This is a genomic window from Phenylobacterium sp. (genome assembly GCF_036963605.1).
In the GTDB taxonomy this organism is placed as follows: domain Bacteria; phylum Pseudomonadota; class Alphaproteobacteria; order Caulobacterales; family Caulobacteraceae; genus Phenylobacterium.
Genome location: NZ_JBALUY010000044.1, coordinates 1 through 16,439 on the forward strand (window position 1 = coordinate 1; position 16,439 = coordinate 16,439).

A 16,439-nucleotide genomic window follows, 5' to 3' on the forward strand; every position below is an offset into this window, starting at 1 on the left:
CGATCCCCAGGGACCGCGCCGCCAGCGCCATATAGCCAAGGCTGAGCACGGCGTTCACCGCCCGGCCGCCCAGCAGGACCCCGGTATTGGCGAGCACCCGGCGCAGCACGCCGTCGCGGGGCGGCTGGGCGCTCATGCCGCAGCGCGCCTGGAACCCAGCAGGAGGGCGATAGCCTCGGCGGCGCGATCAGACGAAGGGCGGGGCTGGATATCGAAGCTTGCCGCGAAGCCGGCCTGCTGCGCCGCCAGATAGGCGCCGTGGCTTGTAAAGGCGCCGTCTAGCCGGTCGAGCAGGTGCTCGGGAGTGTCGAGCACGGGGCCGTAGGTCCAGTGCAGATAGCTTTCGTCGCCCCGCCAATCCACGCCATGGGCGTTCAGGAACACCGCCGGTCGCGGCGCGCGCAGGAACTCGTAGATCTGGCTGGAGACGTCGCCCAGATAGAGGTCTGCGCTGCGGGTATAGGTCATGTCGATCGCCGCCGGCCCGCCCAGATCGATATGGATGCGCGGATGATCGGCGAAGGGGGCGACCGCCTCGCAGGTGGCGGTCGGGGCTTCGTCGGCCAAGCGGATGTGGGGGGCGAAGATCAGGTTGTAGCGGTCATTCGCCGCGAACTGCTCCAGCACCCGGCGACCGAAGCGGGGCCAGGAGCTGAGGCGCGGGTCGAAGTGGGGATTATAGACCACCACCGGACGGTCGTCGGCGAAGGGCTTACGCGGCTGCGGCGTCAGCGCCTCGACGATATCGAACTTGGGATAGCCGACCATGGCGCAGGCCTCGGGCCGCACCAGGCCGCTTTCCACCATCCGGTCCCGCTGCTTGGGCCCCGCCGCCATGACCAGGTTGAACAGGCGAAGGCGCGGCTCGAAGGGGCCGCCCCGGTCGCCGGCGCCGTGCTGAGTGTAGACGAGCCTGGGACCGGTCACGCCCAGGCGCCGGATCAGGGCTGTGGTCCGCTCGGGAGTCACCACCGCCCCGTAGCTGGCGAAGCGGCCGAGATTGGCGACCAGCATGGCGGCCTTGGGCGGCGCCGAAGCGCCGTTCAGTCGCACCGCTCGCAGCCAGGCCGGGCCAAGAAGCACGGGCCGCACCGGGGCGCCGCCGAGCCTGGTCAGCACCTCGTCGATATAGTCGAGCTGGCCCTGGGATGTGGCCGCCAGGTGCACCTCGAACTGCGGCCAGCCCCTGGCCAGGGCCACGGCGATGGGCAGGCTGTGCAGGATCTGGTGGGTCTGCGCGATATAGAGGAAGCAGACCTTGGTGGACGGTTCGCGGCGGGCCATGGCCTAGGCCAGTGGCCGAGTCCGACCAGCGTGGCAATGGCGCGCGCTCACCGCGGCGCCTCAAGGCGCCCACGGACCCCACCTTTCAGAATGATGCGGTCACCGTCCTCGTCGGTGGCGAAGGAGTCGGCCTGGACCTCGCGCGCGCCGGCCTGGACCGTCAGACCCTTCTGGCCGCTGATGGCGCCGGTGCGGGTGTCGATCACCGCCTCGCGGGCCGACAGCTGGGCCTGGCCGCCAGTGTCGATCTTTACCTCGCCGATCAGGCGCAGGGTGTGAGCCGCCTCGTCATAAACCCCGGTCCGGGCGGTCATGCGCTGGATCCGCTCGCCGTCCTGCAGGGTGAGCACCGGCGCGGCGATATCGATCTGGTTCAGGTCCGCCTCGCTGCGCACGCCGCTCTCGCCGGTGATGGCGAAGCGGCGGCCGTCCGGCGCGCGGCCGGAAAACCGCGGGCTCAGCATCCTGGCCGCGTCAGCTTGCGCGGCCTCGGGCGTCGCGCCGGAAAACCCGCCGACCACCACCTGCAGCAGGCAGATCGCCAGCAGGGCGATGGCCGCGATCGGCAGGATGCGGCGCAGGCGCCGGACCTGCACCAGACGGCGGGCGCGGCGCTCAGCCGGGGTCATCAGGTTTGCGGCGCCCATCGCCATGGCCGTGTTCGCTCCCTGCCTGCAATTGCGGGCTCCCATCGGGTTAACATGACTAAGGCCGTTTGACTTCCGGCCAGTGCGGGTTTTGCCTCTTGCCCATGACTCAGTCCCTGCCGACCAAGCTTCGCACCAATGTCCGCCTGCTGGGCCGCGTCCTCGGCGACGCCATCCGCACCCAGGACGGGGAGGCGGTGTTCCGGCAGATCGAGGACATCCGCCAGGCCTCGGTCGCCTTCCACCGGGAGGGGACGGCGGAGGCCAGCCGGCTGATGGACGCGCGGCTGGCGAGACTGAGCCCCGCCGAGACGGTGCGGTTCGCCCATTCCTTCGCCTGTTTCCTGCTGATCACCAATATCGCCGAGGACCAGATCCAGCGCCGCAAGGGCCGGGACGGGGACGCGCGTCCCGACACCCTGGCCGGCGCCCTGCGCACCCTGCAGGCCGATGGGATCGGTTTGGACGAGGTGATGGAGCTGCTGGCCGGAGCCCTGGTGGCGCCGGTGATCACCGCCCACCCCAGCGAGGTTCGCCGCAAGAGCGTGCTCGACCGACAGGCGGCCATCGCCAACATCCTCGACGCCATGGACGACGCGGAGGACGAGACGGGGGACGCCGCCGTCACCCGGCCAATCCTCGACCGCGACCTGCTGCGGCAGGTGTCGATCCTCTGGCGCACCCGGCTGCTGCGGCGGGTCAAGCTGGGCGTGGAGGACGAGATCGAGACCTCGGTCTCCTATTTCGAGCGCAGCTTCCTCACCGAATTGCCCCGGCTCTACGAGCACTGGCTCGACGTGCTGGGTCATCCGGAGCGGCTGCCCTCCTTCCTGCGGGTCGGCTCCTGGGTCGGCGGCGACCGGGACGGCAATCCCAATGTCACCCAGGCGGTGATGCGCCGGGCCATGGCGCGGCAGTCGCGCGCCGCCCTTCGACTCTATCTCGACCAGATCCACAGCCTCGGCGCCGAGCTCTCCATCAGCGGCGAGCCCGAGGCGATCCCGCCGCCCCTGCTGGCCCTGGCCGAGGCCTCGCCCGACGACTCGCCCCAGCGGGCCGACGAGCCCTATCGCCGGGCGCTGACCGGCATCTATGCCAGGCTGGCGGCCACCTATCCGCTGCTGACCGGCGAGGCGCCGCCCAGGCCGCCTGCCGGCCCCGCCGCCCCCTATGACGGACCCGACGCCCTGAAGGCCGACCTCCAGGCGGTGCAGGACGCCCTGATCGCCAGCTATGGGGAGGCGTTTGCGCAAGGCTCCCTGCCGGACCTGATCCGCGGGGTGGAGATCTTCGGCTTCCACCTGGCCCGCCTCGACCTGCGCCAAAACTCCGCGGTGCACGCCCGGGTGGTGGCCGAATTGCTGAAGGGGGCGGGCGTCTGTCCCGACTATGAGGCCCTGGATGAGGACGCCCGGTGCGACCTGCTGCTGGGAGAGCTCGCCCACGGCCGCCTGCTCCACACCCCCTTCGCCGACTACAGCGAGGAGGCGAGGCGCGAGTACGACATCCTGACCGCAGCCGCCGACCTGAAGCGCCGCTATGGCCGCGACGCCATCCGCGCCCACATCGTCTCCAACACCCAGTCGGTCTCCGACCTGCTGGAGGTCTATGTGCTGCTCAAGGAGGTGGGGCTCTATACGCCGGCCGCGGACGGGGAGGGGCCGGCCCACACCCAGGTCTTCGCCGAGCCCCTGTTCGAGACCATCGCCGACCTGCGGGCCGCGCCCGACATCATGCGCCGCTACCTTGGCCTGCCCCTGATCGCCGAGCTGGTGGCGCCGGTGGGCGTGCAGGAGGTGATGATCGGCTATTCGGACTCCAACAAGGATGGCAGCTATCTCACTTCCACCTGGGAGCTGAACCAGGCCTCCATCGCGCTCGCCGACGTCTCCCGCGAGGCCGGCGTGCGGCTGCAGCTGTTCCATGGCCGCGGCGGGGCGGTGGGCCGGGGCGGGGGCTCCAGCTTCGAGGCCCTGCTGGCCCAGCCGCCGGGCACGATAGGCGGCCGCATCCGGGTGACCGAGCAGGGCGAGGTGGTGGCCAACAAGTACGCCGACCCCGAGATCGCCCGCCAGAGCCTGGAGACCCTGGCCGCCGGCACCATCCTGGCCTCCCTGCGCAAGCCCGCAGCCACCGAACAGGCCGCCCCCCACGCCGAGGCCATGGACGCCATGGCCCGCGAAGCCATGGCCGCCTATCGCGCGCTGGTTTACGAGCGGCCGGGCTTCGTCGACTACTTCTTCGCCGCCACCCCGATCAGCGAGATCGCCGACCTGAACATCGGCAGCCGCCCGACCTCCCGCCAGGCCAAGCGCACCATCGAGGGCCTGCGGGCCATTCCGTGGGTGTTCTCCTGGGCCCAGTCGCGGGCCATGCTGCCGGGCTGGTACGGCTTCGGCTCGGCGGTGGCCCGGTCCGGCGTCTCCATCGCCCACCTGAAAGAGTTGCAGGAGAGCTGGCCCTTTTTCTCCTCGATGACGGCAAATATGGAGATGGTGCTGGTCAAGGGCGACATGGCCATCGCCGCCCGCTACGCAGGCCTGGTGGAGGATCGCGCCCTGGCCGACAGCGTCTTTGGCGACATCCGCGCCGAGTGGGACCGCACCACCGAGGCGGTCCTGGCCATCACCGGCCAGTCGGCCCTGCTGGACCACAACCCGGACCTCGCCGCCACCATCCGCTCACGCCTGCCCTATATCGACCCCCTGAACCACCTGCAGATCGAACTCCTGAGCCGCCTGCGCCGCGGCGAAGACACCGAAGCCGTCCACGACGGGATTCACCTGACGATCAACGGCATCGCGGCGGGGTTGAGGAATACGGGGTAGGGGGAGAGGGCGATTGTGTGTCAACAGCAGACAATCGGGCCGCCGACATCGAGCCTCCAACGCCGCTTTGCGGACTTATGGGGTGAACGTGGCGGCCTCCGCTTTCGGCTGGCTTTCGTTCGCGCCGCCACCAGCCTTAGCCACAAGATTCAGACTCGACTTGTCGCACGCGCACTTCAGCGCCTGCTTATCGTGAAACTTGGGCAAAATGGCCAAGGGCTCCTTGCAGTTATCGCAGTAGAATTGCTCGGTGAATTTCCGGAATGCCGCCACGACAGGCTGGAAATCTTCCTTCTTCAGGTTGGCCCAGGCGTTGTAGTGCACAGCCGCGTTAACCTGCCACTGGTCGAACTTGGTCTCTTCGCGCGCCGCCGCGAACGCGGCCTTTCGCGCACCAATATGTTCGACCAACTCAGCCTTTCCCCACGAGTTAGCGGACTTATTCGCCGCCTTGAATGCGTCCATCGTGGCGCTCGCCGCGCCGTTCAATAGGTCGCTAAGTTCGAACCGCCCATCAGCACGGTACTGAACCGTGCCGCGTAGGCGGTCGCACATCTCTCCCGCGAAGTATTCGAGGTAGCGCCGTAGTTTCCCGCCAGCGACGGCCACTTCGTCCAACGCCAGATGGCCGTCGATCTCTTCCCAGATATCCGCCCCGGACCATACTTTGGGCCCAGTCTCGACGCTCCAATTTTTGAAGTGCGCGAAGCCCTTCCCCTTGATGAGACCTTCGGTCCGCATGTGCTGCAGCCAGACGTCATCATGGGTGGTGAGGATGAACTGCGTCTCTGGGAAGTGCTTCTGAAGGAGCGCGCACACTTCTCGGCGATGGCCCGTATCGACGGACATCAGCACGTCGTCGAAGACGGCGAGCGTGAAGCTGTTACCAAGCAGATGGTTCATCAGCGCGAGATATAGGCAGACGCCCATCCCGTCCTGGTGCCCCTCGCTATGGTAGGCGCCCGGCGGAAACGGACCACGGCCATAGAAATCGACATCGAACCCGAGCTTGCCAATCGACGGCGTCAGCTTCGCGGTGAAGCTGCCCTCATCCTCGCGGTTGATCTCGCGATAGAGCTCCGCAAATGTGTCTTGGACCTGCGTGTAGATACCTTCGAGCGCTGCTGTCGTTGTATCGCCGTAGACCTTATAGACTTGCGCTGACAGCTCCGCGCGCTTCTGCGCGGCGACGTGCTTCTGTCGCGCCTCGCGGTACCGCTCTAGCCGCTCTTGGGCCAGGAGGAGGAAGTCTCTTGCGGCGACTTGCGTGTCGGGTTCAGGTAGGGCGGCGATTGCCGCATCTACCACGCTGATCCCCGACTGGATCTCCGACAATTCGAAACCTGCGGCCAAGACAGCAGCCGTGTCTTCGAGCGGCAGCAGCTTTTTGATCTGCTGGAAGCGCCCGAGCAGCGTCTGCTTCGCGCCGACCAGCGCTCCCATCTCCTGCTTCGGTTCGAAATTCGGCCCATGAGCGATGACGGCCGCGAGCGCGGTTCCCGCAGCCTGAATGGCCTCCAGAACCGGCTCTAGCTTCTTCTCGATATCCTGACGCCGGGCCGCGACGTCGCTGAGATGTTCCAGCTTTTCCTTGAGATGCGCCACGAACTCGTCCGGCGCGAAGGGCGTGTCGCAGACCGGGCACTGCTCGCTGTCGTAGAGATTAAGAGCAGCGTTCAGCAGCGTTTCGCGCTTCACCCCTTCAGCACTGGCCGGGTCCGCAGCAAGCGTCGAAGCTACCGTAGAGAGGGTAGCGCAGAGGTCCTTGAAGGCGGGATTGGTAAGCACCGCCAGGGCGCTCTTTAGCGCTTTCACGTCTGCCCCCGCCTGCACCTTGGGCACGCGCATCAGCACGCCGTCACCAGGGCCCTTCTCAACACCTTCCGCGAGCGAAGTGTCAGCGGCCAATTCTGTCAGGGGCTGAAGCCCGAGAATTTCGCGCTTCGGATTGACGGCCGCAAGCACCAGCGCTTTGCTCAGGGTTTCGATACCAAGCGCCGTTAGCAGCGGCGCCACCACATCCTTCTCGGTAGCCGCAGCGGTCGTTGCCTCCTTCTTGCAGGCATTGGCTATCTTGTTGAGGAGCTCGCGCAGTTTATCGACCTGCCCAAGGCGCAGCAGCGCCTGGACCTCCTCCGCACGGTCGCCTGGTTTGGCGATGATGTAGTCGATCAGCTCGCGCCGCGAGAGTACGAACTCGGGATGTAGTGCGACTTCCTCCAAGATAGTTAGGATGTCGGGGTCCGCTGGCGTGATAGTCGGCGCGGCTGCAGCCTTGACCGTTCGAACGATCTTCGCCGCCTTGCCCAGCGAAGGTATGACGAGGTCGATTTCGACAAAAGCCTCGTCGGGCTTCCCCCGGAAGTCCACATGCGGGCCATGCTTGGCAACCGACAAATCGCCTGTCCCGTACCCAGAAAGCCGTGACAGCTTGCCCGTCAGCCCAAACTCAATGGCGTCAACAATGCCGCTCTTGCCCGTACCGTTAGGACCGCACGCCGCGAAGTTTGCGCCTTTTGGCTCCAGCTCAAGATCAATTATGCCCCGGAACCTGTGGATGCGGATTTTGTCGATCCGGATCATGTCTCGTCATTCGGGAATAGTGCTTGACGAATGGCAGGCTCGGCCATCACGCCGTCCTCCATGACGACCTTCCGCAGCCGCGCTGCCACATCGCTAAGGCCATCGGCCTTTTCGAGCGCGTCGAAGAATGAAGCGAGCACGGCCCCAGCGACGGTCGCTACAGCTTCGTTCTGATTTTCGTCTTCTGTTTCAAATACCGTCATGCGCACGCTCTCCCGCTGAAATGCTAGCAAACACTCAAGCTGCACCACAAGGACTGGATGTGTCATCAATTGCCGCCCTTCGGGCATAATCGCTTGTTTTATTGGCCGCTCACCTCTGAACATGTGAGGAATGCCCCTTTCCGTTCTGTCGCTACCAGCTTGGGGGGCACTGAACTTCGGTTCCAGCGCATCAGAGCCTTGTCCTAGTCCAGACCTTTTGAATGTCTGCTAGGAGCCTAGCCGAGAGCCCATAACCCCAAACCCCGCTCGCCAAGCAGCTCCGCCTGCGGCAGCATCGCGGGGGTGGGGGACAGAGCATGAGCATCGATGATCTTGCGGCTCTGGGGGTGCTCGCCGCCGGGCTGTGCCTGGCCTTCGTCAAGTTTCGAGGGCGGTCAGGGGACGAGCAGGCGTTCAGCTGTCAGTTGGGCGACGTGGTGATGACGGGGCGCTACCGGGTGGTCGGCGACACCGTCCATGTGCGCTGTGAGCTGGGCGAACTCAGCGGGCCTGTCGGGCAGGCCCGGCCGATCCATGTGGCCGAGCGGCTGCTGGCGGAGATCCACGGGGTGGCCGGCGGCTAGGGCCTCGCGTCGCGCGCCTTTCCCGTGAACGCCCCCTGCGGGCCCTGCGTTGAAGGGGCGCAGCCGTCAGAGGGAGCGCGAGGATGTCCGACTACAAACTCTACTACTGGCCCATGCCGTTCCGCGGCCAGTTCGTGCGCGCCGTGCTGGCCTTCGCAGGCCAGGACTGGACCGAGGCCGGCGCCGACGAGATCTCCGCGCTTATGGGCAAGCCCGTGGCCGACATGCCCGTCCCCTTCATGGGGCCGCCGGTGCTGGTGGATGGGGCGGCCGATGTGGCCATCGCGCAGATGCCGGCCATCATCCTCTATCTGGGGGAGACCCTGGACCTGCTGCCCGCGACGCCTGCGGCCCGGGCCATGACGATGAAGGTGGTCCACGACGCCAATGACGTCATCGACGAGCTGACTCTGGATGGCGGCCGCCAGATGTGGACCAAGGACCGCTGGGCGGAGTTCGAGCCTCGGTTGCGCAAATGGATGTCGTTCTGGGAGGAGACCGGGCGACGCCATGGCCTGACGGAGACCTCGGGCTTCCTGCTGGGCGGGGAGGCGCCGGGCGTGGCCGATGTGGTCACCGCCACCCTGTGGACCACCATGTCCGACCGCTTTCCCGCCCTGGACGCCATCCTGCGCGACGCCGCCCCGATGACGGCGGCCCTGTCGCGCCGGGTCGCCGCCCTGCCACCGCTCGCCGCCCTGGCAGAGCAGGCCAAGGCCGACTATGGCGAGGCCTGGTGCGGCGGCGAGATCGAGGCCTCGCTCCGCAAGGTCCTGGGCGACTAGCAGGCGCTGGTGAAACACCCGGAGCGCGACCGCGCGACCGGCCGAACAGGCCGCCCCCGCGGAGGCTTTGAGCGAAGCGAAACTGCCGCGAGCGAAATCGTGGCGGACGGGGTGGGATTCGAACCCACGGTGAGCTTTCACCCACGGCGGTTTTCAAGACCGCTGCCTTAAACCACTCGGCCACCCGTCCGGAGGGGCGGCCTATAGCAGGCGTTGGCGCGGGCTTCCAACGTCTGATGCGGGGCGGGAAGGCGGCGTCAGCTTAACCTCGTCTCAAGGCCCGGCCTTCACACTCCGGTAAGCACGTTGGCCGAGGCGCCCGTGCCAAGGAGGCGAAGATGGGTCTGGTCCGGGATATGGACGCCCGCGCCGTGCGGGGCCTGGTGGTGGTCAGCCTGGGCGCGCTGGCGCTCACGGCGTGTGCGGCGCCCAAGCCGAAGCTCTCCCACCGCCTGCCCGACGCCGACGCCTCGCAGGGGGGCCGGGCGGCCACCGGCGCCGGTGGGGCCTACAAGGTGGGCAAGCCCTATCAGGTGGGCGGCGTCTGGTACGTGCCGCGGGAAGATCCCGGCTACAACAAGGTCGGCACGGCCTCCTGGTACGGGTCGCAGTTCCACGCCAAGGCCACGGCCAATGGCGAGACCTTCGACATGAACGCCATGACCGCGGCCCACACCACCCTGCCGCTGCCGAGCCTGGTGGAGGTCACCAATCTGGAGAACGGTCGCAAGGTGGTCGTGCGGGTCAATGACCGCGGCCCCTTCGTCGGCGACCGGATCATCGACCTGTCCCGAGCCGCGGCCCGCGAGCTGGGGTACGAGTCCAAGGGCCTGGCCAAGGTGCGGGTCCGCTACGTCGGCCGTGCGCCCCTGGGCGGCGGCGGCGATCTGGGGGTGCGCACCGCCCGGGCTGAGCCCGCGCCCGCCCTGCCGCGCGCGCCCATCCCCTATACGCAGCTGGCCCAGAACACGCCGCCGCCAGCGCCGCCGCCGCCCGCGGCGGTCCTGCCGCCGATTGCGCCCGAACCCGTCTACGCGCCGCCAGCCGCCAATTACCGGGTGCAGGCCGCGGCCTTCGGCGACCGGGCCAAGGCGGACTACGTGGCAGGCCAACTGGCCCATGCCGGCCAGGCCGTGGTGGAACCCACCGGCGGCGGCTTCTATCGCGTGATCCTAGAGGTGGGCGCCGACGAGGGCCAGGCCTGGGCCGTGCGCGACCAGGTGGCCCGCGCAGGATTCACCGACGCCCGGGTCATCCACCCCTACTGAACCTCGACCCCTGGACTTACGCGGCGAAACGGCCAATTTGGGGCCTGTGAGCCAGGGCCGTTTCATCACATTCGAAGGCGGGGAGGGGGGCGGCAAGTCCACCCAGCTGCGCCGCCTGACCGAGCGCCTGTCCGGCGCCGGCCACGAGGTGGTGGCCACCCGCGAGCCGGGCGGCTCGCCGGGCGCCGAGGCCATCCGCGACCTGCTGGTGCGGGGGGAGGCCGATCGCTGGTCGGCCATGACCGAGACCCTGCTGATGTACGCCGCCCGCCGCGACCATGTGGAGCGGGTGATCGGCCCGGCCCTGGCCCGGGGCGCCTGGGTGCTGTGCGACCGCTTCGCCGATTCCACCCGGGCCTATCAGGGGGCCGCCGGCGGGACCGACCCGGCCTTCATCGCCGCCCTGGAAACCCATGTGCTGGACGGCGTCCGCCCCGACCTGACCCTGATCCTCGACCTGCCGCCGGAAACCGGCCTGGCCCGGGCCGCCAGCCGGGCCGGCGCCGAGACGCGGTTTGAGTCCAAGGGCGAAGCCTTCCACAGCCGGCTGCGCCAAGCCTTCCTGGACATCGCCGCGGCCGAGCCGGAGCGCTGCTGCGTCATCGACGCGACCCAGGCCCTGGACGCCGTCAGCCTGTCGATCTGGCTGGCCCTGGAGGAACGTCTGGGAGCCGCCCCCCGTGGCTGACGCCGCCCCGCCCCATCCTCGCGACGTCTTTGACCTCACCGGCCACGAGGCGTCCGAGGCCGCCTTCGAGGATGCCCGCGCCCGAGGCCGCCTGCATCACGCCTGGCTGCTGACCGGGCCGGAAGGCGTGGGCAAGGCGACCTTCGCCTATCGCGCCGCCCGTCGCCTGCTGGGCGCGCCGCCGGCCAAGGGGCATGGCGTGCTGGGCGTCGATCCCGACCATCCCATCGCCCGCCAGGTCTCCGCCCGCTCGCACCCCGACCTGCTGGTCATCGAGCGGATGGGCGAGGACGGCAAGCTGCGCAAATCCATCCCCGTGGACGAGGCGCGCAAGCTCTCGGACTTCTTCTCCAAGTCGCCGGCCTCGGCCCCCCATCGGGTGGCGATCATCGATCCGGCCGACGACCTGAACGTCAACGCCGCCAACGCCGTGCTCAAGACCCTGGAGGAGCCGCCGCCCCGGGGCGTGATCTTCATCGTCTCCCATTCTCCGGGAAGGCTCTTGCCCACCATCCGCTCACGGTGCCGGCGCCTGCTGTTTCGGCCGTTGGGCCTGGAGGCGACGGCGGCCTTCGTGCGCGACCACACCAGCGCCAATCCGGAGGAGGCCCTGCGGCTGGCGCGGATGTCGGGCGAGGCGCCTGGCCGGGCGCTGACTCTGGCCGCCGGCCCGGCCATCGCCCTGGACGATGCGGCCCGCGAGATCCTGGGGCGCCTGCCGGACCTGGACGAGGCCGCGGCCCTGGCGCTCACCGACCGGTTCCGGGGCGGGGAGGGGGCGGCCAACTTCACCCTCTTCCTCGATCGCCTGGGCGAGCGCATCCACACCCTGGTGCGGGAGCGGGCGAGATCGGGCCAGGGCGGCCTTGATCCCTGGGCGCAGGCATGGGAGAGGCTCACCGTCCTCCCGCGCGAGGTCGAGGGCCTGAACCTCGATCGCGCCGACGCCCTGTTTTCGGTGCTTCGCGAGCTGCGGATCGCCGCCCGCGCCTGACCGATCGCCGCTGATCCATGCTCATCGACAGCCACGTCAATCTGCACGCCCCCCAGTTCGATGAGGACCGGGCCGAAGTGATCGAACGCGCCCGAGGCGCCGGCATCGCCCTGATGGTCAATATCAGCGACAAGGTCTCGGGCTTTTCCGCCGTACGCGCCGTGGCCGAGGCGCCCGACATCTGGTGCACCGTCGGCACCCATCCCCACGAGGCCAAGGAAGACCCCGACCTCTCGGCCCAGACCCTGATCGACCTGGCGGCCGATCCCAAGGTGGTGGGCATCGGCGAGACCGGCCTCGACTTCCACTACGACCTCAGCCCCCGGGACATTCAGGCCCGTGTGTTCCGCGCCCATGTGGCGGCGGCCCGCGAGACGGGCCTGCCCCTGGTGGTCCACACCCGCGAGGCCGACGAGGTCATGGCCGCCATCCTGGAAGAGGAATACGCCGCCGGCCCCTTCCGCATGCTCATGCACTGCTACACCAGCGGCGCGGACCTGGCCCGGCGGGCCGCAGCGTTGGGCGCCTGGTTCTCGGTGTCAGGCATCGCCACCTTCAAGGCCGCCCAGGACGTCCGCGACGTGATCGCCGACATGCCGGCAGACCGCATCATCGTCGAGACCGACTGCCCCTATCTCGCGCCGGTCCCCCAGCGGGGGCGGCGCAACGAGCCGGCCTATCTGCCCCACGTGCTGGCCAAGCTGGCGGAGATCCGCGGGTGGGGCCTCGCCGAGGCCGAGGCGCGCACCGAGGACGCCTTCTTCGCCCTGTTCGACAGGATTCCCCGCCCGTGAGCGGAACCCTGGAGTTCACCATCCTGGGCAGCGGCTCGTCCGGCGGCGTGCCGCGGGCCGACGGCGACTGGGGCGCCTGCGATCCCAAAGATCCCCGCAACGCCCGCTCCCGCTGCTCGATGCTGGTGCGGCGGGTGGGGGCCGAGGCCGAGGCAGCCATGACCACGGTGCTGGTGGACACCTCGCCTGACCTGCGGCTGCAGACGGCGGGCGCTGGCGTCACCCGCCTGGACGCCGTGCTTCTGACCCACGACCATGCCGACCAGGTGCACGGCATCGACGATGTGCGGGCCTTCTTCATCCGCCAGCGCGCCCGCATTCCCTGCCACATGGACGCCGCCACCTGGAAGACCATGGCGAGGCGGTTCGGCTACATCTTCGAGGCCGACGGCGGCTATCCCGCCATCTGCGACCCGGTAATGCTGCCGCCCCTGGGCCAGGATTTCGCGATCGAAGGGCCCAGCGGCGCGATCCCCGTGGCGACCTTCGACCAGGACCATGGGGCGGTGCGCTCGGTGGGCTACCGGTTTGGCGACGTGGCCTATTCCAGCGATCTGGTAGATCTTCCCGAAGAGTCGTTCGAAGCGCTGCAGGGACTCGACGTGTGGATTGTCGACGCGCTGCGCTGGCGACCGCACCCGACACATGCCCATGTGGACCTGGCCCTGTCCTGGATCGAGCGCTTGGCGCCCCGCCGAGCCATCCTGACCAATCTGCACATCGATCTGGACTTCGAAGACCTGGCCTCGCGGCTGCCCGAGGGCGTCGAGCCGGCCTTTGACGGGCTTCGTTTTCAACATCAGCTTGGCGCCACAATCTCTTGACTGATCAGCCCCTTAGGCTCGGTTTCCTCGCATCTCGCAACGGCAGCAGCATGCGCGCCATCCTGGCGGCCATCGCCGAAGGTGACCTGGCCGCTCAGGGGGTGCTCGCCGTCAGCAACAACCGCCAGGCGCCGGCCCTGGAGGCGGCCCGCGCCGCCGGCCTGAAGAGCCTCTGCATCCCCACTCGCGATGACCCGGAGGCGGCCGACGCCCAGCTGGCCGACGCGCTGACGGACGCCGGCGTCGATCTCGTCATTCTGTCGGGCTACCTGCGACGCCTGGGCCCAAAGGTGCTGGCGGCCTTTCCCGGTCGGATCCTCAACATCCACCCCGGTCCCCTGCCACGATTTGGCGGGGAGGGGATGTATGGCGCCCGGGTCCACGAGGCGGTGATCGCCGCCGGGGTGGCCGAAAGCGGGGCGGTGATCCATGTGGTGGACGGCGACTACGATCACGGCCCCGCCGTGGCCCGTCTGAGTGTCCCCGTCGCGCCCGACGACACCCCCGAGACCCTGGGCCAGCGTGTCACGGCCCTGGAGCCAGACTTCTATCTTGAGACCCTGAAGGCCATCGTCGCCGGCAAGATCGCCCTGCCCACCGCCCCATAGGCGGACAGATGGTCGCAGGCCTGACGCACCTGCCGTTCACCGCGCCTTAAGCGGGCCTGAGCGAGTCTGGCCATCCCTGGGGAGAGATTCATGACTGCTATGGCCGCCACGACCGACGAGCGCATCTGGATCAGTCCCGCCCAGGTCCTGGCCGTGTTGGCCACGGAGCTCGCTCACGCCGGTGAGGCCTGTCAGCGGCTGGACGGCGCCCTGGGCGGCCTGCTCCACCTCGTGGCCCCGGACGAGCGTATGAAGGTGATGCAGGAGTTGCACGCGGTGGATCTGCTCAACCAGCACCTGGCGGCCCTGGGCGCCCTGGCCCATCAGGTGGGCGCGCAACCTCAGGCCGATGGAGCCGTCGACCTCACGACCGCCTTGCAAGGCCTCACCCTTGGAGACGTGGCGCGCCGGATTCAGGCGGCGGCCACCGGCGACGCAGGGGCCCAACCCGAGGAGGAAGAGGGCGACCTCGACCTTTTCTAGAACTTACTTCAGCGTGTAGCCGGCCCGTATCGCAGCTTAGGGCTTTACTGTCCGCATAACGCGGGTCTTAATCCTCCCTGTCGATCTGGGGAGGTGGATATGCGTTGTGGACCTTTAACGTCGCGGGCCTGGCTCGGCATGCTGGCGACTCTCACCCTGGGAAGCGCGGCCGGCGCTCAGGAGGTGTCGGGCTGGTATCCCTTCCTGGGCGAACGCATCAAGCTTTCCTCCAGCAGCGAGCGGATCGAGGCGGCCGACTACAAGCCTCGAGAGGCGGGCTATGTGCAGCTTGTCGTGGAGCCCGCCAATGTCCAGGCCGCGGCTTCCTGCGGGCAGGACAAGCGCGGCTGGCGCCAGCGCCTCCACCAGCTCTGGGGCGACGTCAGCGATCGCAAGACCACCTGGGGAGCGGGAGTTCAGATCGCCTATCCGGGGGCGCCGAACACCGAGCCGCAGATCGAAGTCCTGCCGCTGCAGGTCACGCGATATTCGAGCGCCAGCAAGTGTCGCGCGGAGTCCAACAACTCGCCGGTGCGTTCGCCTCTGCTCAGGGTTGTGACGGGCGGCGCCAGTCCCTCGGCCAAGGTCATCAGCTGGAAGACCAAGTCGGTCGATGCGACCCGGGTGAAGGAGATTTTCGGCGCAGCCACATCCCTCTCCACCCTGGCGGGCGTACCCGCAGGCGTGGCCTCCGTCGCGTTCGGCCAGCCGGCCCAGACCCTGTTCCTCGAGCAGGTGGGCGCCGAAATCCGGCCCGGCCACACCGAGACCTTCGAGGTCGGCTCGGCTGATCCGCAGACCGGCGGCGCCAAGGTGGTTCACGTCTATCTGGGGGCCCCGGCCCGGACCATGGCCGACTGGCGGCCGGACGCTGGGAACGAGCCGCGCATGTCGATGCGGCTGATCTCGGTGGGCTCGGCCTTCGACACCACGGCCCACGTCTTTCCCGACCTCTCCGATCGCAGCGCCAGCCAGCTTCTCGACGACGTGCTCTGGCGGGGCAAGACCGTGCGGGCCTATCTGCGGGAGGTGGCCGGAACCAACTATGAGGGCCTGACCACAGCCCAGACATTGGAGGCCTTCGACGCCCAATGCCCGATCATGCGCAGTTGGCTGCGGGAAAGCTCGGGCCTGTCGGCTGTGGATTCGGCCATCGTCATGTGGGCGGTCGCCCAGTCCAATCCCACCCTGACGCCGCCCGGCCTCGATTTCGCCCAGGCGCCGGCGGTGAAATCCCGCTGCCTGGCGGCTGACGCCGCCGAACTGGCCCGGGTAGGGATCACCTTGCCTACGCCGATCGAGCCTGAACCCGATACGCCGCCGGCGCCGCCTCGCGTGGCCGCCACCTCGGACCAGATGATCAACGCCCTGGAGGCGATGGCCGTTGTGGCCGCCTATGGGACCGAGAACGTGCCGGCCTTCGCCCGCCAGGCGGCCTTCGGAGAGAACCTCACCGTCCTGGATCCCGGCCGCAAGGTCCTAGACGGCGAGATGCTCCAGCAAACCTTGGAAGGCAACGCCGTCATCGGCGACTTCGTGCGCACAAGGTTCGAGACCCTGGGCTGCTGGCTGCCCTTTGAACAGGACCCGGGGGCGGCCTTCTGGCCCATAGGCTTTGCGCCGCCCTCAGCCGCCCCGGCCAATGGCGCCCATACCCTGGCCGCCGCCATCGGGCGGGTGGAAGGGGGCGATTCCGTGCTGCTGCTGGCCGAGTTTCAGGGGGTGGAGGCGGGCAAGGCCGCCCAGGTCGCGCGGCTGTCGGCGGACGCGGCTTTCAACAGCAGCTATCGATCCGCCTTCCAGACTCGTTATCCCAGCGCCAGGTGCGCCGCCGCGTCCCTGGCGCCGGACGTCTTTCAGTAACAA

The 16,439-nt window shown here is 68.5% G+C and carries 15 protein-coding genes and 1 tRNA gene; 11 read left to right on the forward strand and 5 right to left on the reverse strand.

The window, feature by feature from the left end:
• Positions 1–132 precede the first annotated feature (132 nt).
• Together V7702_RS09965 and lptC are read right to left on the reverse strand one after the other, a co-directional pair.
• Positions 133–1,284, reverse strand: coding sequence for a glycerophosphotransferase (locus V7702_RS09965; protein ID WP_335649962.1), 1,152 nt, complete (start codon positions 1,282–1,284; stop codon positions 133–135).
• A gap of 47 nt (positions 1,285–1,331) precedes the next feature.
• Positions 1,332–1,937, reverse strand: coding sequence for an LPS export ABC transporter periplasmic protein LptC (gene lptC / locus V7702_RS09970; protein ID WP_335649963.1), 606 nt, complete (start codon positions 1,935–1,937; stop codon positions 1,332–1,334).
• A 98-nt stretch (positions 1,938–2,035) separates the two neighbouring features.
• Between lptC and ppc the strand changes: the two genes are divergently transcribed.
• Positions 2,036–4,759 carry a phosphoenolpyruvate carboxylase gene (gene ppc / locus V7702_RS09975; RefSeq protein WP_335649964.1) on the forward strand — a complete coding sequence of 908 codons (2,724 nt, stop codon included), beginning with the start codon at positions 2,036–2,038 and terminating at the stop codon, positions 4,757–4,759.
• Positions 4,760–4,834: 75 nt separating this feature from the next.
• On the opposite strand, the gene V7702_RS09980 is transcribed toward ppc, so the two are convergent.
• Positions 4,835–7,342: an ATP-binding protein gene (locus tag V7702_RS09980; protein ID WP_335649965.1), complete on the reverse strand. Its 2,508-nt coding sequence runs from the start codon at positions 7,340–7,342 to the stop codon at positions 4,835–4,837.
• Positions 7,339–7,545 (reverse strand): hypothetical protein, encoded by a 207-nt coding sequence (locus V7702_RS09985; protein WP_335649966.1) that lies wholly within the window; start codon positions 7,543–7,545, stop codon positions 7,339–7,341. Before V7702_RS09985 ends, V7702_RS09980 begins: the two co-directional genes overlap by 4 nt.
• A gap of 317 nt (positions 7,546–7,862) precedes the next feature.
• On the opposite strand from V7702_RS09985, the gene V7702_RS09990 reads away from it, so the two are divergent.
• A complete protein-coding gene (locus tag V7702_RS09990) occupies positions 7,863–8,129 on the forward strand; it encodes a hypothetical protein (protein WP_335649967.1) in 267 nt (88 codons plus the stop codon).
• Between the two features lie 83 nt (positions 8,130–8,212).
• Positions 8,213–8,914 carry a glutathione S-transferase gene (locus tag V7702_RS09995; RefSeq protein WP_335649968.1) on the forward strand — a complete coding sequence of 234 codons (702 nt, stop codon included), beginning with the start codon at positions 8,213–8,215 and terminating at the stop codon, positions 8,912–8,914.
• A 100-nt stretch (positions 8,915–9,014) separates the two neighbouring features.
• Here V7702_RS09995 and V7702_RS10000 read toward each other — a convergent pair.
• Positions 9,015–9,104: transfer RNA gene (locus V7702_RS10000), tRNA-Ser, on the reverse strand.
• A gap of 148 nt (positions 9,105–9,252) precedes the next feature.
• On the opposite strand from V7702_RS10000, the gene V7702_RS10005 reads away from it, so the two are divergent.
• The 8 genes from V7702_RS10005 to V7702_RS10040 all read left to right on the forward strand — a co-directional run bounded on the left by V7702_RS10005 (position 9,253) and on the right by V7702_RS10040 (position 16,436).
• A complete protein-coding gene (locus V7702_RS10005; protein WP_335649969.1) occupies positions 9,253–10,182 on the forward strand; it encodes a septal ring lytic transglycosylase RlpA family protein in 930 nt (309 codons plus the stop codon).
• A gap of 46 nt (positions 10,183–10,228) precedes the next feature.
• Complete coding sequence (gene tmk, locus V7702_RS10010; protein ID WP_335649970.1) at positions 10,229–10,870, forward strand: dTMP kinase; 642 nt, start codon at positions 10,229–10,231, stop codon at positions 10,868–10,870.
• Positions 10,863–11,864 carry a DNA polymerase III subunit delta' gene (locus tag V7702_RS10015; RefSeq protein WP_304715406.1) on the forward strand — a complete coding sequence of 334 codons (1,002 nt, stop codon included), beginning with the start codon at positions 10,863–10,865 and terminating at the stop codon, positions 11,862–11,864. Before tmk ends, V7702_RS10015 begins: the two co-directional genes overlap by 8 nt.
• Positions 11,865–11,881: 17 nt before the next feature.
• Positions 11,882–12,658 carry a TatD family hydrolase gene (locus V7702_RS10020; protein ID WP_335649971.1) on the forward strand — a complete coding sequence of 259 codons (777 nt, stop codon included), beginning with the start codon at positions 11,882–11,884 and terminating at the stop codon, positions 12,656–12,658.
• On the forward strand, positions 12,655–13,482 hold the full coding sequence (locus tag V7702_RS10025) for an MBL fold metallo-hydrolase (RefSeq protein WP_335649972.1): 828 nt from the start codon (positions 12,655–12,657) through the stop codon (positions 13,480–13,482). The genes V7702_RS10020 and V7702_RS10025 overlap by 4 nt, the downstream gene beginning before the upstream one ends.
• The gene (locus V7702_RS10030; RefSeq protein WP_335649973.1) at positions 13,479–14,090 is read left to right on the forward strand and encodes a formyltransferase family protein; all 612 of its coding nucleotides are present in this window, start codon (positions 13,479–13,481) and stop codon (positions 14,088–14,090) included. The genes V7702_RS10025 and V7702_RS10030 overlap by 4 nt, the downstream gene beginning before the upstream one ends.
• A gap of 90 nt (positions 14,091–14,180) precedes the next feature.
• The gene (locus tag V7702_RS10035; RefSeq protein WP_335649974.1) at positions 14,181–14,573 is read left to right on the forward strand and encodes a hypothetical protein; all 393 of its coding nucleotides are present in this window, start codon (positions 14,181–14,183) and stop codon (positions 14,571–14,573) included.
• 138 nt (positions 14,574–14,711) lie between these two features.
• Complete coding sequence (locus tag V7702_RS10040) at positions 14,712–16,436, forward strand: hypothetical protein (RefSeq protein WP_335649975.1); 1,725 nt, start codon at positions 14,712–14,714, stop codon at positions 16,434–16,436.
• The last annotated feature ends 3 nt before the right edge of the window (positions 16,437–16,439 follow it).

Bases quoted from the DNA above. Each gene is read 5' to 3' on its own strand.
- V7702_RS09985 (WP_335649966.1), bottom strand. From the start codon at position 7,545: ATGACGGTATTTGAAACAGAAGACGAAAATCAGAACGAAGCTGTAGCG.
- ppc (WP_335649964.1), top strand. From the start codon at position 2,036: ATGACTCAGTCCCTGCCGACCAAGCTTCGCACCAATGTCCGCCTGCTG.
- V7702_RS09995 (WP_335649968.1), top strand. From the start codon at position 8,213: ATGTCCGACTACAAACTCTACTACTGGCCCATGCCGTTCCGCGGCCAG.
- V7702_RS09980 (WP_335649965.1), bottom strand. From the start codon at position 7,342: ATGATCCGGATCGACAAAATCCGCATCCACAGGTTCCGGGGCATAATT.
- V7702_RS10005 (WP_335649969.1), top strand. From the start codon at position 9,253: ATGGGTCTGGTCCGGGATATGGACGCCCGCGCCGTGCGGGGCCTGGTG.
- V7702_RS10040 (WP_335649975.1), top strand. From the start codon at position 14,712: ATGCTGGCGACTCTCACCCTGGGAAGCGCGGCCGGCGCTCAGGAGGTG.
- V7702_RS09990 (WP_335649967.1), top strand. From the start codon at position 7,863: ATGAGCATCGATGATCTTGCGGCTCTGGGGGTGCTCGCCGCCGGGCTG.
- V7702_RS09965 (WP_335649962.1), bottom strand. From the start codon at position 1,284: ATGGCCCGCCGCGAACCGTCCACCAAGGTCTGCTTCCTCTATATCGCG.
- lptC (WP_335649963.1), bottom strand. From the start codon at position 1,937: ATGGCGATGGGCGCCGCAAACCTGATGACCCCGGCTGAGCGCCGCGCC.
- V7702_RS10020 (WP_335649971.1), top strand. From the start codon at position 11,882: ATGCTCATCGACAGCCACGTCAATCTGCACGCCCCCCAGTTCGATGAG.
- V7702_RS10035 (WP_335649974.1), top strand. From the start codon at position 14,181: ATGACTGCTATGGCCGCCACGACCGACGAGCGCATCTGGATCAGTCCC.